The organism is Paenibacillus paeoniae, assembly GCF_003388735.1.
In the GTDB taxonomy this organism is placed as follows: domain Bacteria; phylum Bacillota; class Bacilli; order Paenibacillales; family Paenibacillaceae; genus Pristimantibacillus; species Pristimantibacillus paeoniae.
The window spans coordinates 391162-406482 of the sequence record NZ_QUBQ01000003.1 but is presented as its reverse complement, the minus strand read 5'-3'; the positions used below and the strand labels follow the sequence as shown (position 1 = coordinate 406482).

Annotated in this window: 11 protein-coding genes; 3 read left to right on the top strand and 8 right to left on the bottom strand. The window is 56.2% G+C overall.

Features of this window, described 5'->3' with window-relative positions:
• Positions 1-53: 53 nt before the first annotated feature.
• From DX130_RS18070 to DX130_RS18060, 3 genes are read right to left on the bottom strand one after another with little or no spacing between them, the layout of a single operon-like run.
• Positions 54-1271 carry an acetyl-CoA C-acyltransferase gene (locus DX130_RS18070; protein ID WP_116047724.1) on the bottom strand — a complete coding sequence of 406 codons (1218 nt, stop codon included), beginning with the start codon at positions 1269-1271 and terminating at the stop codon, positions 54-56.
• A gap of 13 nt (positions 1272-1284) precedes the next feature.
• Positions 1285-3735 (bottom strand): 3-hydroxyacyl-CoA dehydrogenase/enoyl-CoA hydratase family protein, encoded by a 2451-nt coding sequence (locus tag DX130_RS18065; RefSeq protein ID WP_116047723.1) that lies wholly within the window; start codon positions 3733-3735, stop codon positions 1285-1287.
• A gap of 56 nt (positions 3736-3791) precedes the next feature.
• The gene (locus tag DX130_RS18060) at positions 3792-5939 is read right to left on the bottom strand and encodes a (Fe-S)-binding protein (RefSeq protein ID WP_240644583.1); all 2148 of its coding nucleotides are present in this window, start codon (positions 5937-5939) and stop codon (positions 3792-3794) included.
• 428 nt (positions 5940-6367) lie between these two features.
• Between DX130_RS18060 and DX130_RS18055 the strand changes: the two genes are divergently transcribed.
• Both DX130_RS18055 and DX130_RS18050 read left to right on the top strand, forming a co-directional pair.
• Complete coding sequence (locus tag DX130_RS18055; protein ID WP_116047719.1) at positions 6368-7180, top strand: electron transfer flavoprotein subunit beta/FixA family protein; 813 nt, start codon at positions 6368-6370, stop codon at positions 7178-7180.
• A gap of 55 nt (positions 7181-7235) precedes the next feature.
• Complete coding sequence (locus DX130_RS18050; protein ID WP_116047718.1) at positions 7236-8240, top strand: electron transfer flavoprotein subunit alpha/FixB family protein; 1005 nt, start codon at positions 7236-7238, stop codon at positions 8238-8240.
• A 123-nt stretch (positions 8241-8363) separates the two neighbouring features.
• Here the strand turns inward: DX130_RS18050 and DX130_RS18045 are convergent, their stop codons facing one another.
• The 5 genes from DX130_RS18045 to DX130_RS18025 all read right to left on the bottom strand — a co-directional run bounded on the left by DX130_RS18045 (position 8364) and on the right by DX130_RS18025 (position 13015).
• Positions 8364-9314 (bottom strand): class I SAM-dependent methyltransferase, encoded by a 951-nt coding sequence (locus tag DX130_RS18045; protein WP_116047716.1) that lies wholly within the window; start codon positions 9312-9314, stop codon positions 8364-8366.
• Entirely contained in the window at positions 9307-10134 is an 828-nt protein-coding gene (locus tag DX130_RS18040) for a polysaccharide deacetylase family protein (RefSeq protein ID WP_240644582.1), read from the bottom strand. The genes DX130_RS18045 and DX130_RS18040 overlap by 8 nt, the downstream gene beginning before the upstream one ends.
• A 198-nt stretch (positions 10135-10332) precedes the next feature.
• Positions 10333-11007: an SOS response-associated peptidase gene (locus DX130_RS18035; protein ID WP_116047712.1), complete on the bottom strand. Its 675-nt coding sequence runs from the start codon at positions 11005-11007 to the stop codon at positions 10333-10335.
• Between the two features lie 129 nt (positions 11008-11136).
• Positions 11137-11988: a helix-turn-helix domain-containing protein gene (locus DX130_RS18030; protein ID WP_116047711.1), complete on the bottom strand. Its 852-nt coding sequence runs from the start codon at positions 11986-11988 to the stop codon at positions 11137-11139.
• A 226-nt stretch (positions 11989-12214) separates the two neighbouring features.
• Positions 12215-13015 (bottom strand): hypothetical protein, encoded by an 801-nt coding sequence (locus DX130_RS18025; RefSeq protein WP_116047709.1) that lies wholly within the window; start codon positions 13013-13015, stop codon positions 12215-12217.
• Positions 13016-13259: 244 nt separating this feature from the next.
• Between DX130_RS18025 and DX130_RS18020 the strand changes: the two genes are divergently transcribed.
• Positions 13260-15278, top strand: a complete 2019-nt coding sequence (locus DX130_RS18020) for an exosporium glycoprotein BclB-related protein (RefSeq protein ID WP_240644563.1) — start codon at positions 13260-13262, stop codon at positions 15276-15278.
• The last annotated feature ends 43 nt before the right edge of the window (positions 15279-15321 follow it).

Here is a 15321-nt window from a genome sequence, read left to right as displayed (position 1 = left end):
GCCCTCCCTATAGCTTGCAATGTCAAGTACATGTCTTCATCCGATCTTCGTCTCTACTGCCCTGCGTACACTTCCAACACGCCTGCCGCTCCCATACCGCCGCCGATGCACATCGTCACAACGCCAATTCCGCCTCCGCGTCTCCCCAATTCATGAATAAGCGACACAGACATCTTCGTACCCGTACAGCCGAGCGGGTGACCGAGTGCAATCGCTCCTCCGTTCACATTGATCCGCTCTGGATTAAGCCCCAGTTCGCGAATGATAGGCACGCACTGGGCAGCGAACGCCTCGTTCAACTCGAACAAATCCACATCTTCCTTCGTAATGCCCGCTTTCTGTAGCGCCTTCGGGATTGCCTCGATCGGACCGATGCCCATAATCTCCGGTGCTACCCCCGCTACGCTAAAGCTGCGGAACACGGCGAGCGGCTTCAAACCAAGCTCCTCCGCGCGACTGCGACTCATAACGATGACAGCCGCCGCCCCGTCGCTCATTTGCGATGCGTTGCCCGCTGTAACCGTCCCCTCACGAGCAAAAGAAGGCTTGAGTGTAGATAGCGTCTGCACCGTCGTCTCCGGTCTTACCCCTTCGTCAATCGTATAGGTAAATGTCTTCTGCCAGGGACGTCCATTATCATCCGTGCCGGATCTGCTCGCCGTAATGGGTATAATCTCGGCCTGAAATAATCCGGCAGCGATCGCCGTGGCCGCCTTCTGGTGACTGGCAGCGGCGAAGGCGTCCTGCTGCTCTCTGGATACGCCATACCTGCGGGCAACCTCCTCCGCTGTATGCCCCATCCCCATATACACCTCCGGCAGCGCATCCACAATACCGGGATGCGGCGACAGCCGGAAGCCGGTCATGGGCACATGACTCATACTCTCGACGCCGCCAGCAATGACCGCGTCTGCTTCACCAAGCCTGATCCGCTCCGCCGCATAAGCGATCGCCTGCAGCCCCGACGCGCAGAACCGGTTCACCGTAACAGCCGGCGTCGTCACCGGCAAGCCCGCATACAGCGAGATGACCCGCGCCACGTTAAGCCCTTGCTCGCCCTCTGGCATCGCGCAACCGAAAATTACATCCTCAATGGCTTCCTTCGGAAGACCCGGCACCCGCTCCAGCGCCCCTTGGATGACCGCTCTGCCCAAATCCTCCGCCCTCGTCTCCGCCAGGCTTCCCTTCGATGCTTTCCCTACCGCCGTCCGGACAGCCGATACGATAACGGCATCCCGTTCATGCTGCTCAAACCTCTCCTGCCCCCTCATCGCACTCCCCCTCTCAATTGCGAAGCGGCTTGCCCGTGGCAAGCAAATGACTCATGCGTTCCTGCGTCTTGCGCTCTCCGCACAGACTAAGGAACGCCTCGCATTCCAAATCAAGCAAGTATTGCTCGCTTACTTCCGATCCCTGCTTCACATCTCCGCCGGCAAGCACATGCGCAAGCTTGCCCCCGATAAGCGCATCGTGCCCGCTGATTAGTCCAGATAAGCGCATGGACTCAACTGCCATCTTCAGCACCGCCTTGCCCTCCTTGCCGGCAACGGCAATTCGCTCCTCCGGAGGGGCCGCATAACCCGCACGGTCTAGCTCCAGCACCGCCCGCTTAGCCTCCGATATGCGGGCATCCTGTCTAGATAGGACACGATCCTGCGGACGGAGCAGTCCGAGCCGCTTCGCATCATGACCGCTTGTCGATGCCTTTGCCATAGCGATGGTCTCAAACAACGCATTAAGCGGCTGCTGAAAATCTACACTTCCCCTTTGTCCGCCCGATGCGGCCAACGCCCGCTGGGCAGCCAGCGCCGACGCTTCCTTGCAGCCCCCGCCTGCAGGAATAAGACCAACACCTGTCTCCACCAGTCCAAAGTAAGTCTCCGGCGACAGAATAATCTGATCGGCCGGCAAGCATGCCTCCACACCGCCGCCGAGCGTCATCCGATGAGGAGCGGCTACAACGGGACGATCCAGCCGTTTCAGCCGCAGCATGCTGTCCTGGAAGAAGCGAATAATCTCCTCGACTTCATCCCATTCGCCGTTCTGCGCTTCCATAAGCAGCAGAACGAGATTGGCGCCCACACAGAAGTTCCGGCCTTCATTAGCCAGCACCAGCCCGCGCCAGTTGCGGGACACCTCCTGCACCGATTGCCGGATTGCCGTCAGCACCTCGCCCCCAATGGCATTGTTCTGCGAATGGAATTCCAGGCAGACTACCTCATCGCCAAGGTCGATCAAGCTGGCGCCTGGCGTGGAGAATACAGTGCGTCCCGCAGACTTCAGCGCCGTCAGCGAGATCACATCCTCTTCTTCCTTCTCTGCCGTGAAGCCGCCCCTCGTCGCATGGAACCGCTTCTCGCCGGATACGCGGTAGAAGCTCGTATGTCCCTCGGCCAGCCATTCCTCTACCCAAGCCGGAATCGTATCGCCCTCCTGCTTCATTCGCGAGACTGACTCTTCCAGACCAATCGCGTCCCATAACTCGAAGGGGCCCAGCTCCCAATTAAAGCCCCAGCGCATCGCCCGATCAATCTCTATAATGGAATCCGCTATAACGCCGACTTGGGCTGCTGTATACAGCAGCGTCTTTTTCAACGTTGACCATGCGAACCGGGCATGCTTATGATCCGGGTCGGCGGCAAGCAGCGCACGAGCCTTAGCAGCTGCACCCTTCGCCGACTTGGCCGCATCGATGACCGGAGATGACACGCGCCGCTGTTCGCCATACTCCAGCGTATCCAGTCGTAGCGACTCGATCCGGCTGCGGCCATCCTCGCCCTTCAGCTTGCGATAGAAACCCGCGCCCGTCTTCTCGCCGAGCCTGCCAAGCGATACAAGCCTGGCCAGCAGCTCCGGTCTCTCGAAGGTCGCCCGCTCTTCATCATCTGCGCTTCTCTCCCGTACGTTGTCCACGACATGCAGGAGCGTATCGAGTCCGACCAGATCCAGCATGCGGAAGGTAGCGGTCTTGGGCCTGCCGAGCGCCGGTCCCGTCAGGGCATCGGCCTCTTCTACCGTAAGACCGTAGGTCTCCGTAGCGGCCAGTGTCACCATCATGCCGTAGGAGCCGATCCGGTTGGCGATGAAATTCGGCGTATCCTTCGCGAGCACTACGCCTTTGCCCAGCCGCTTCTCGCATAGCTCTGTCAGCAGATCGATTGTCTCCGGGTCCGTATCGTCCGTCGGAACGACCTCCACCAGCTTCATATAACGCGGCGGGTTGAAGAAATGCGTAGCGGCGAAATGCCGCCTGAACTCCAGGCTCCTTCCTTCCGCCATCGCCGCGACCGACAACCCCGACGTATTCGTGCTGACCAGCGTGCCGGGACGCCTTGCCGACTCGATGGCGGCGAGAATTTCCTGCTTGATGTCGAGCCGCTCCACAACCACCTCGACGATCCAATCCACATCGCCTAAATGGGTCAGATGGTCGGTCAGATTGCCTGGCGTCACACGCTTCACCCATGCGCTATCATACAGCTGGGCCGGCTGCGCCTTCGCCATTTTGGCTACCGCCGCGGCAGACAATCGATTGCGCACGATGGTATCAGTTAGCGCAAGTCCCTTCTTCTCCTCCGCTTCGGTCAGCTTCTTCGGCACGACGTCAAGCAGCAAGACGTTCATGCCGGCGTTCGCCAAATGCGCGGCAATTCCCGCTCCCATCACGCCGGAGCCGATGACGGCCGCATTGCGAATGGAACCCGCATTTTTTGTACGGGTCTGTTGGTTGGTCATCGTATCGCCTCACCTCACGTTTTTAGAATCCAGCTGCGTTATCCCGCTTGCTGGCACTACCCGAACACGCTGTCAGCGAGCAATTCCGCTACATCGCGCGCGATGACTTTTTCTCCTTCCTGCAGCGACTTCAGGCCATCCTCCATCATCGTCAGACAATATGGACAGGCTGAGCTGATCACAGAAGGCTTAACAGCAAGCGCTTGCGCAGTCCGCGCATAATTAACCCGCGTCCCGGCATGCTCCTCCATCCACATCAAGCCGCCGCCCGCTCCGCAGCACATGCCGTTTTTGCCCGAACGCTCCATCTCCTCGATGAACAAGCCGGGAATAGCTTTCAATACAGCTCTTGGCGCTTCATACGTATCGTTGTACCTTCCGAGATAACAGGAATCATGCACCGTCACGCGTTCCTCCACAGCGAATTTTGGTGTAAGCCTGCCCTTCGACAGCAGCTCCGCCAACAGCTCGGTATGATGCGTAACGCGCACATCCCCCCGCAGTCCGAAGTCTGGATATTCGTTCTTGAAGGTGTTGTACGTATGGGGGCAAGCCGTGACGATATGCTTGACGCCGTACTTCGCGAGCACGGCAATATTGTCACGACACAGCTCCTGGAACAGCAGCTCGTTGCCAATGCGGCGGGCGGTATCTCCTGAGCTGCGCTCCTCATGACCCAGCGTCCCGAAGTCTACGCCTGCCGCCGCAAGCAAGCGGACCAGATCGAACAGCACGCGTCTGCTGCGCGTATCGTACGATCCCATGGAACCGGCCCACAGCAGCACCGCCGGCATCCGGCCCTGCGACTTGCGTTCGCTCATCGTATCTACTCGAATGCCTGTCTTGCGCTCGCACTCCTCAATCCAGGCTGCCCGCTCCGCGCGTGGAAGCCCCCATGGATTGCTCTGGCGTTCGATGTTCTGCAATGCGCGCTGGCCGTCGGACGGCATGCGTCCCTCCATCAGCACCAGGTATCTCCGCATCTCGATAATTTTGTCTACGTGCTCGTTGCCTACCGGACATTGATCCTCGCAATTGCGACAGGTCGTGCAGGACCACAGCTCATCCTCGGTGATGACATCCCCGATCAGCTCCAGCTCAACCGGACCCGCGCCTTCCCGCTTGGCCCATGCCGCGCCCTGTACCGCCATCGTCGGCCCAATATCGGTACGATACTGCGACTCCTCGCCTTCCCCGGTCGCCGCCTCCCAAGCTGGCATAACCGCGCCCATCACATGCGCCCCGCCGCCCGCTCCTTTGCCGGGCCATAATCCGGCTGGAAGCCATGGCGATTTGGAAGTAAGGGCAGCTCCCTTCTCCGTCAAATGATCTCTCAGCTTCACAATAAGATGCATGGGCGAAAGCAGCTTCCCTGTGCTTGCCGCCGGACACACATTCGTGCAGCGCCCGCATTCGACGCATGCATACAGATCAAGCAGCTGCTTCTGGTTGAAATCCTCAATCTTCCCGGCGCCGAATGACTCCGCTTCCTCATTCTCCAGATCAAGCGGGATCAGACGTCCCGGCGGTTCATTCCGCCTGAACCACAAATTGACTGGAGCGGTTAGCAGATGAAAGTGTTTCGATTGCGGCACATAGACCAGAAAGCCGAGCAGGACCAGCAAGTGCAGCCACCAGAACAGCTCGAACCCGGCCATGGCCAGTACGCTTTTCTCCTGTACACCAAGCATCAGCAGCAGTTGAGAGACCGACTCGCTGATAGGCGCGAAGGGAGCTGCCACCGACTCCTCCGCTCCCGCCGCCAGCCGCTCAAAGGCCAGAGACAGCAGCACTGTCAGCATAAGCGTACCGATAAACCACATGACCAGCGACGGTTTCCATCCCCGCTTCAGCCGAGTCAGCTTCTCGCCGTAACGGCGGTATGCCCCGTACAGCACAGCCGCGAGCACCAGTGCAACCGTAATCTCTTGTATCAAAGAGAACGCGCCGTAATACGGCAAAGGCAGCGGCTTGCCTCCGCTCAGCCCTTTCCAAATCAGATCAAGCGCTCCAAATTGAAGCATGATGAAGCCGTAGAAATAGACGAGATGCATAACGCCGCTGCGAACATCGTTCAGCAGTCTGCGATGAGCGAGCACCTCGCCCGCAATGCCCTTGTGTCCCACAGGCTTGTGCCGCTCGAACACCGCCGGCTCTCCAAGCCGCATATATCCGATACGGCGAAGCACGACAGCGGCGAACATCCATACTGCGCTCCCTGTCAGCGCCGCAAACAAAATCCACCTCCCCCACCTGATGACGTCTGGATAACCTGCCAGTAGTAGCGCAGCCGTATCGGCCGTAAGCGGCGCAGCCAACCCGCGCGTCACGTCTGCGCCGGCAGCCAGCGTCCCCCATATCCCTGTCATTCGCACAGCCCTCCCCGTCTCCCGTATTGCCCCAGCCTCACCGGCTATGGCCGTCCTCCGGATTGGTCGGACAAGCTTATAAAGCGCTTTCAAAAATGGCCGCGGTGCTCCAAGTATATGAACGGCATCCGATGAACATGCTTCGGAGCGATGAATGCCCGGCGGTCTATTCATCCCCCATACGTCATAAGGTAGCACTGATGGACAATACTTGTTGGTCTTACGCAGGGCCCTACTTTTGAACGACCGGGAGGGAAGCTACTTTGCCTAAAATAGTCGTGTTGCTCAAGCAAACCTTCGACACTGAGGAAAAAATAATCGTCACGCCACAAGGCGTAGACGAGCGCGAGGCCAAGTTCGTCATTAATCCTTATGACGAATATGCGCTGGAAGAAGCCATTCAGTTGAAAGAGAAACTAGGCGGCGAGGTTATCGTCGTCACCTGCGGAACGGAACGGGCGCAGGAGGCGCTGCGGACGGCGCTTGCCGTCGGCGCGGATGAAGCAGTCCGGCTGGACAACGAAGGATTGGGAGACGACAGCTATGCAGTCGCGGAAGCGTTAGCGGCGGTCATCAGCCCCCTGTCCCCCGATCTGCTGCTGGCGGGACTCTTCGCCGTAGACAGCGGCTCCGGCAGCGTCGCATTACAGGTGGCCGAGCGTCTGGGCCTGCCGCATGCTTCCGCAGCGGTGAAGCTGACGCTGGGTACAGCTGCGGAACTCGGGCTGACCAATTCCGTACAAGCGGCGCAATACGCGCTGATCGAACGAGATGCGGAAGGCGACACCGAGACGGTCGCCATCCCTCTTCCCGCGCTTATTACCGCCCAGCAGGGATTGAACGAGCCCCGCTATCCGTCCCTGCCGGGCATTATGAAGGCCAAGCGCAAGCCGCTGCGCACCGTTACGCTGTCGGAGTTGGGACTAGGTACAGGTGCAAGGGGTTCTTCGCGCACGCAGAGGGCCGCACTCTCCCCTCCTCCGCCGCGCGCTACTGGCAAGCAGCTTGCCGGATCTCCAGAGGAGCAGGCCAAGGGATTGGTAGAGCTGCTGCGCACGGAAGCGAAAGTTCTGTAAGAGCTGAAATTAGACCCCCCAACGCCTATTCCAGATGTGAAAGGAGCTGTATCGCATGTCCAGAACGATACTAGTTTATGCCGAGCGGCGCGACGGATTGCTGCGCCGCGTCGCCTTTGAGGCGCTCGGCGCAGCCAGGCGCCTCGCGGGCGAGGGCGGCTCAGTGCACGCCGTCCTCGCCGGAAGCGGCGGCGCGGCGGAGGACGCCGCCGCGCTCCAAGCCAGAGGGGCGGATGTCGTGCATATCGCCGACGATCCCACCCTTCAAGATTACGCGCCCGAGGCGTACCTCGCCGTGCTGCGCGCAGCCATGGATGCGGTCAGGCCGGACGCGCTGCTGCTCGGCCATACCGCTGCGGGGCGCGAGCTCGCGCCCCGGGTGGCCGCGGCCTATGGCGCCGGCCACATCGCCGACGTCACCGCCATCGAGCCATTCGAGGATGGCGGTGACGTCGGCTTCATTCGCCCGCTCTACGCCGGCAAGGCGTTCGAGCGGCGCAGCTTCCTGCCGGGGCACCCGTGGGTCGTCACGGTGCGCCCGAACAATCTTCCGCCGGCAGAGCCCCAAGATGCCGGCGGCAGAAGCGGCGGCTCGGTACAGGCGCTGACGTACGCGCCGCCGCAGCTGTGGACCGCCGTGCGAGGCTTGCTGCGCCGCGCCGGCGGACAGCTTGATCTCGCCGAGGCCGACGTCGTCGTATCGGGCGGACGAGGCGTGCGCAGCGCGGCGGGCTTCGAGCCGCTACAGGCGCTCGCCGCTGCGTTCGGCGGCGCGGTAGGCGCGTCCCGCGCCGCTTGCGACGCTGGCTACTGCGACTATGCCCTCCAGATTGGGCAAACGGGCAAAGTCGTGACGCCGCAATTGTATATCGCCTGCGGCATCAGCGGCGCGATTCAGCATCTTGCGGGCATGAGCCAGTCCCGCACCATCGTCGCCATTAACAAGGACGCCGACGCTCCGATCTTCAGCATCGCGGATTATGGCATCGTCGGCGATTTGTTCGAAGTCGTGCCATTGCTCACTTCCGAAGTGCTTCGGACCAACCAGCAGGCCAACTAACCGGAAGAGCTAGTACGCGCTAAAGCAAGCTCCTTTCGCTAAAGAATCAACAAGAAAACCTCCGAATAGTTCGGAGGTTTTCTTGTTTCTATCAGCCTACTCTCTTAACCTAGTTACAGTCATTCACCCCATCTTCTCCGCTGCAATAGCAAAATAAACAGGGAATCTTCCCCCTATCATACGATTCTTGTCTGTGTAATAGCGTATATGTCCAAACCCATTATCCGTTAAAAGGTTCTCCACTTGCTTCCGGCTCAAATAACGTCCTTTCGAATGGACCGGAGCATGACCTCCACCCCATGCCGCCCTCCATTTCCGAAGAGCGTACACTATCGTCTTCCTACTCCATATCCCTCGCCTATGAATCAAGTAATCCAGCGGATAACCCGAACCATGCACGAGCAAAAACAATCTCCCTCCAGGTTCAAGCACACGATGCATCTCACCAATTGCCCTCTTCACGTTCAAATAGTGCAGCGAAGCCCGGCATATTGCCATATCAAAGCTAGCTTCCCTCCAAGGCAGTTGGTGAATGTCGCCGATATGTGTGTCGATTTGCTGTCCGCCTGCTGCGTCGTTCATCCTATAAACTGCCGTACCTGCGGCGCTCGTACTCCCCCGTACATCACAACCTTCTGTCTCCAGCAGCGTCTGCAACAGCTCAATTGGCTCGCTAGCAGCGTCAATTCCACATACCCGCTCCCGCCGCTCAGCCTTCAGCAAAGCAAAGATCGTAGCGCCCCCGCCGCAGCAAATATCCACAATTCTGCGTCTTCCTGAAGCCTCTTCTATTAACAATAGATCAAGAGGTTCCTGGCGGTACATTTGACGATAATATTCGTAACAGCTGTAAGCAAGCTGCGTGTCTATTAATCTTCCAGTTGGTGATACCCATCCTTGTTCCATAAGTCTATCCTGTGCAGAATTTCTATTCCCCTCTGCTCCCGACAAACGAATGCCCGATTCGCTGGCGAACAAATAAGCCATTCCTGCCAAGAGATCAAACTCCCGGAATATCTCTCCTACTCCTTCATAAGGCTGCTTGTCCATCAACCGCTCTGACCGGTCACCCATGTTGGACCCTGCCTACAGCTTGATGCTCGTAATGCTCTATTGACGTGCAGTCATAATCGGTTAACATCCGTTCGATTTTCCGATGCGTCCCGCCCAGCCCGTAATATCTTCTGATGCTACTGGTCCACGTCGACTGGAAGATGCGCGGCTGCTCTTTATCCAAGTCATAAGGATGAATATAGAACAAAAAGTAACGATGATGCTTCATCCATGACTTTGCGCCATAGCGGAACATTTCATAGGGATATAATCGGTAATACCCCCCGCCTGCCCACGGGATATGGAAGCTCCCGATTCTATGCGCCGGCAACGGATATTCAATCAGTCCCTCTTTTATTCGAAATGGGGAACCTGGATTGGTATATCCCCCTAGCCCACTCGATTCCTCTGCGAACGAGTTGGGCATTAAGCTGGAATCATAGTTGAAGCCTTCTTCCTCCAGCAGATCCAGCCCCCATTCCGTCATGGAAAAGCATGGCGCTCGGTATCCGCGAACCTCAGAGCCGGTCAGTTGCTCCAATAAGGATTTTGAATGTCGGATATCCTTCTTGAATTCAAGCCGTGATTGCTTATAGACCAGCCGATGCGCATAGCCATGGGACGCAATCTCATGACCTCGACGATGAATCTCCTTCACCAGCTCAGGCTTATGCTCCGCTATCCAGCCCAATACAAAAAACGTGCCTTTCGCATTCTTTTCGTCTAGCATATCAAGCAGCAGATGCGTTGGCTTCTCCAACCTGAACGGATAGCGCTTCCAATCGGCAAGTGACAACTCCGGGCTGCAAAACCAGTCTTCCAGATCAACCGTAAAAATCATGTCCAACGGCTTCACCCTCTCTGCATCTATTCTCATTGAATTTGCGGCAAAAAGTTCAGCTCCCTCTATTATAAGGGATATTATGAACGAATAGGAAATAATTAGAGATATCCTATCCTTCGAGATTAGTCGATTCACCAAAAAAGCTGATCCCGACAGATTGAAATCTGTTCAGAACCAGCTTATCTTATCGCTCCATTATGCGAAGTCAGGCAACACGATTTCTCTTATGCAATCAGGCGCTTCGTACCATTCATCATGAACGGCGTTCGTAACGGGATAAGAACGGAGCAAGTAGCTCTCGGGCGCTTCCATATGCTTGCGCAGCTTGCTGAATTCCGTCTGCTTGGGATTCAGCCAATCCTCGATGCCTTCCTCGTCCAGTACGATCGGCAGACTTGACTGCCAGACGGACATCGATCCGCTGGTTGCTGCTGTCAGCATGGTGAAAGCACGTACTTCTTTGCCGCTTGAATGACGCCAGCAATCATACATGCCAGCTATGCCAAGCACGGTATGACCGGGCAGAACCGTATGCATCGCTCTCGGCTCCCGCTCCTTGCCGAAGATCTTCTGTCCATAAAATCCGCTGCATGGAATGACGCAGCGCTGGCGCTTCATCATCCGATGCAGGAATGGCTTATTCGGCAAAGCCGCATAGTCAGCGTTCACCGAATCTTTGGCCCAGAACGGAAACAATCCCCATCTCGCTTCCTGCAGCACGCGTGTGTCGTGCCGGTCGTTCATTATAATGGACACGTTCTGAGTCGGCGCTACGTTGAACCGATTCGTATGTCCAACCACCACTTTTTTGATTCCAAACCGCTCTACAATCTCACTCACATCCGCCGTCAACGAAAACCGTTCAATCATCGCTGGATCGCTCCTTTAGCCTCTTGGCCTCGTAGTTGAATCCAGTTTTTGTAGGTTGGAGGAAAATTATGCATGCGAGTTTTTTAAACGATTTTTAAGCGGTTAGAATTATTTATCGATAGTAATCGTTTAGGTCGTAAATCGTTTCCGGAACTTCAGCGGAGGCATTCCAGTATTTGATGCGAACAGACGGGAGAAATGCGGAGTTTGTCGGAAGCCCGTCTCCTCCGCTACTCTCGCAATCGTCCAATCGGTCTTGATTAGCAGCAATTTTGCTTGGTCAAGGCGATAATAAAGCAAATATTGCTGCGGTGTACAGCCAAACACTTCCGACATGCAACGCGTGATATAGTTCGTATGAAGATCAAGCACCTCGCTCAGCATCGTATTGCTGATGGAGGTCCGATAATTCAGTTTCAAATAGGCCGCTGCTCTCTCGGCTACCGATACAGCCGCTTTGGCCGCATCTGAGCGCCAGCCTTCATCGAGCATTTGAAGCAGATGCAGAAAGCGCTGCTGCCGATCCCAGAATGCTCCGTGCGAAGAGCTTTTCGCAGCTTCATGAAGCTGAGAGAAGATAAGCTTGGCTTCATCCGGATAATTCAGCTTCATCTTCTTGGGCAGACGGATGGCATACGTATAATAATCTCCCAGAATGCTGCCGGGTTGATTGTCTTCGGTCTCCTCCCATGCGCCAACGGTCTGGAAGTGAACCCAATCGAATATAGTCTCTTCATCGCATGGACGGAAAGAATAATGCCAGCGATCCGGCCTCAAAATGAGTACGTCTCCCGGCTTCAATATCCATTTATAGTTTTCCTCGGCGACATAAAGCGTTCCCTCATTCACGAACAACAGATCAAAAACTCCCAAATTCGTTCGATTGGGATGCTCCTCGCCGGGTCTATAAGTAATTCGGTTCGACTCTACAAAAAAAGGCAGAGGCGGTGAACGAAACGTTAGCAATAAATCTTCTGACAAGCTGATCCCTCTCCCTAATACATAACTGCATGAATTCCCTTGAATACTGCCATGTTACTTGAAGTGCAGATCGTTTGTCCATACTCTAATTGCTTACAAGTTCCGTCCCTGTCCATCCAGCAAAAAGAACCTTGGTTTCTAACGATGGTTCATCGCAGAATCAAGGCCCTTATCTGGCATCGAATACGAAAGCTCGAGTTCGATACCAGCTTATATGGATGGAGTGTTATAGCGATACGGTCTGAATCCCGTTGAACATCGTCGCCATATAAATATGATCGTCCATAATGTCGATATCCGTAACCGGAAAACCTAACTTGACTGATAATAGCACCAGACGATCCGCTATGTACACAAGCTTGAACAGACCTTGATCTGTACACACATAGATTCCGCCCCGCTTCGCGACAATAGAATAAATGATCTTTTTGCCAAATTGAATCCGATCGAACCGCCCTTTCTTATCGCCCACCACTAGCTCTCCCTGATCGGTCGCTCCGATCAGATGTCCCCGATAGACGGCAAGACTGGTAATCCTCCGCTGCAATTCGAAATTCACCCACTCATCCATGAAACGATCATATAAGGATATGCCTGTATCATGTCCGACAATGACATATTGCGGGAGACTAATAAAATCATATGCGTGTTTCCCTTCGCATGAGAGCTGGCCCCACTTCGCTCCTGTCCGAATCCAAAGCCCGTCTGACGTCGAGGCATAACATGCACCTCCAAGCCTCCGATACTGATAGCAAGGCAGCGTTAACCCATCCTGTTCCCATGACTCCCCATTCCATTCATACAGACCGCTGTTCGTACAAGCATGCAGCAGCTCCTGATGAAGTTGAAGTCGATGAATACCGGTCGTATCAGGTAAGCCCGCACCAAGCTTATCCCACTCGGATTCAACATCAATCGAATATACACCATGCCCGACCGTAGCAGCGAACACGCCATAAGGCCCTGCCGTCACAGCGGAGAATGGGAATAAAAGCCAATTCCATGGCTGTGTAGTTCCCGTCTGCATTGATTTAAACACCTTTCCGCGTACTAAACAAGGGATGTTTCATCTCATTCGGTTACGCATACCTATTTATCCGGCTATTTGTTGATAATTATTATCAATTAAATGATAACCATTCTCATATCAAGTTGTCAACCTTGTTCTAAGCGCCCATTTTCCGAAAAATAGGTTAATGCCTACGCCTGCACCTCCCCGCACCCAAGCAAACCTCCACATTAGCCCGTAGTATAAATAAAACACCTAGGAGGTGCTTCAACTGAACGAGTCCAATCGTCGTTACCGCAAACGTTCAGCCAAAAAACAAACGTTAAAAATCAAAACGTCCAATAGCGGCAACTATCCGAAAAGACATAAGAAAATAGTTGCTGCGAAGAGAAAACGGATCTACATCTCGGGCACAAGACGCAGACACCGTCCTCATCACCGTCATGAACATCATCAGTGTGACCATCATTGCAATGAGCATTGCGAGCACAGAGGCCCGATAGGTCCAATAGGACCGCAGGGCCCCGAAGGTGAGCGCGGCAAAAAAGGGGATGATGGCGATCGAGGCAAGCGTGGCCGTGACGGAGCCACTGGTCCTCAAGGTCCTCAAGGAACTCAAGGTCCTCAAGGAACTCCTGGGACTCCGGGAGCTCCAGGGGCACCAGGTGCTCCAGGGACTCCAGGTGCTCCAGGGACTCCAGGTTCCCCTGGAACTCCAGGGGCCACGGGGGCTACAGGGGCCACCGGTCCATCAGGAGGTCCTCCCGGAGCAACGGGCGCAACGGGCGCAACTGGTACAACAGGCTCACAAGGCCCGGTAGGTCCTCAGGGTCCACAAGGAGCTCAAGGAGCTGTCGGACCTCAAGGGCCTCAAGGAACACAAGGCGATCCCGGACAGCAGGGGCCACAGGGACCTCAAGGACCACAGGGACCTCAAGGCGTTGCCGGTCCACAGGGAGCTCAAGGGCCTCAAGGCATCGCAGGTCCTTCCGGAGCAACTGGCGTAACTGGGGCAACAGGAACGACTGGGGCTGCGGGAGTGACCGGAGCTACTGGGGCTGCGGGAAATCAAGGACCTGTTGGTCCACAAGGACCTCAAGGTGTAGCCGGCCAGCAAGGTCCGGCCGGACCTCAAGGACCTGCAGGACCTCAAGGACCTCAAGGAGCACAAGGACCTATAGGAAGTACAGGGATTACGGGAGCAACTGGCTCCACAGGAGCTACGGGTATAGGCGTAACTGGCGCTACAGGAACGACTGGTGATACTGGAGCCACTGGAACAACTGGTAATACAGGTGCGACTGGGGCGACTGGTGTTACAGGAGCTACGGGTGCAACCGGAGCGACTGGGGACACAGGGGCGACTGGCGCTACGGGTGCTACAGGTACGGGTGCAACTGGTGTGACTGGCGATACTGGCGCAACCGGGGCGACTGGGGGCACAGGGGCGACCGGCGCTACGGGTGCGACAGGTACGGGTGCTACGGGTGTGACTGGCGATACTGGCGCAACCGGGGCGACTGGGGGCACAGGGGCGACCGGCGCTACGGGTGCGACAGGTACGGGTGCTACGGGTGTGACTGGCGCAACCGGGGCGACTGGGGTTACCGGTGTGACTGGTGCTACGGGTGCTGCCGGTACGGGTGCTACGGGTGTAACTGGTGACACTGGAGCAACTGGTGCTACAGGGGTAACCGGCGTGACTGGCGCTACGGGTGCAACCGGGGGAACAGGTGCGACAGGATCTACAGGGACGACTGGCAGCGGAGCTATCATCCCATTTGCTTCCGGAATACCACTCGTCTTGACCACTATACTCGGCGGGCTTGCCGGCACTGGTGGATTAGTCGGATTTGGAGCAAGCGCTCCGACTTTAAGCATTCTCGGTGCAACGATAGATCTTACCGGCGCTGCCGGCACCCTCTTGAACTTCGCCTTCTCCGTTCCTCGAGACGGGGTTATCACATCCATCGCCGCGTATTTCAGCACGACTTTGGCTCTAAATTTGATTGGCAGTACGATAACTGTTCAAGCACAGCTTTACAGTTCAACGACGCCAGACAATATATTCAGTCCGATCGCTGGAACGAATGTAACGTTGGCTCCGCCTTTAACTGGCTTGTTAGCCCTAGGTACCACAAGCAACGCCATACTAACAGGCCTGAATATTCCAGTAACGGCTCAAACTCGCCTTCTTCTCGTCTTCTCCGCGACTGCTACCGGAATATCGCTTATTAATACAGTTGCAGGTTATGGCAGCGCAGGCGTAAACATCGTATAACCGTTAACGACCCACCATTATATAACAGACCAAGTTACAGGCT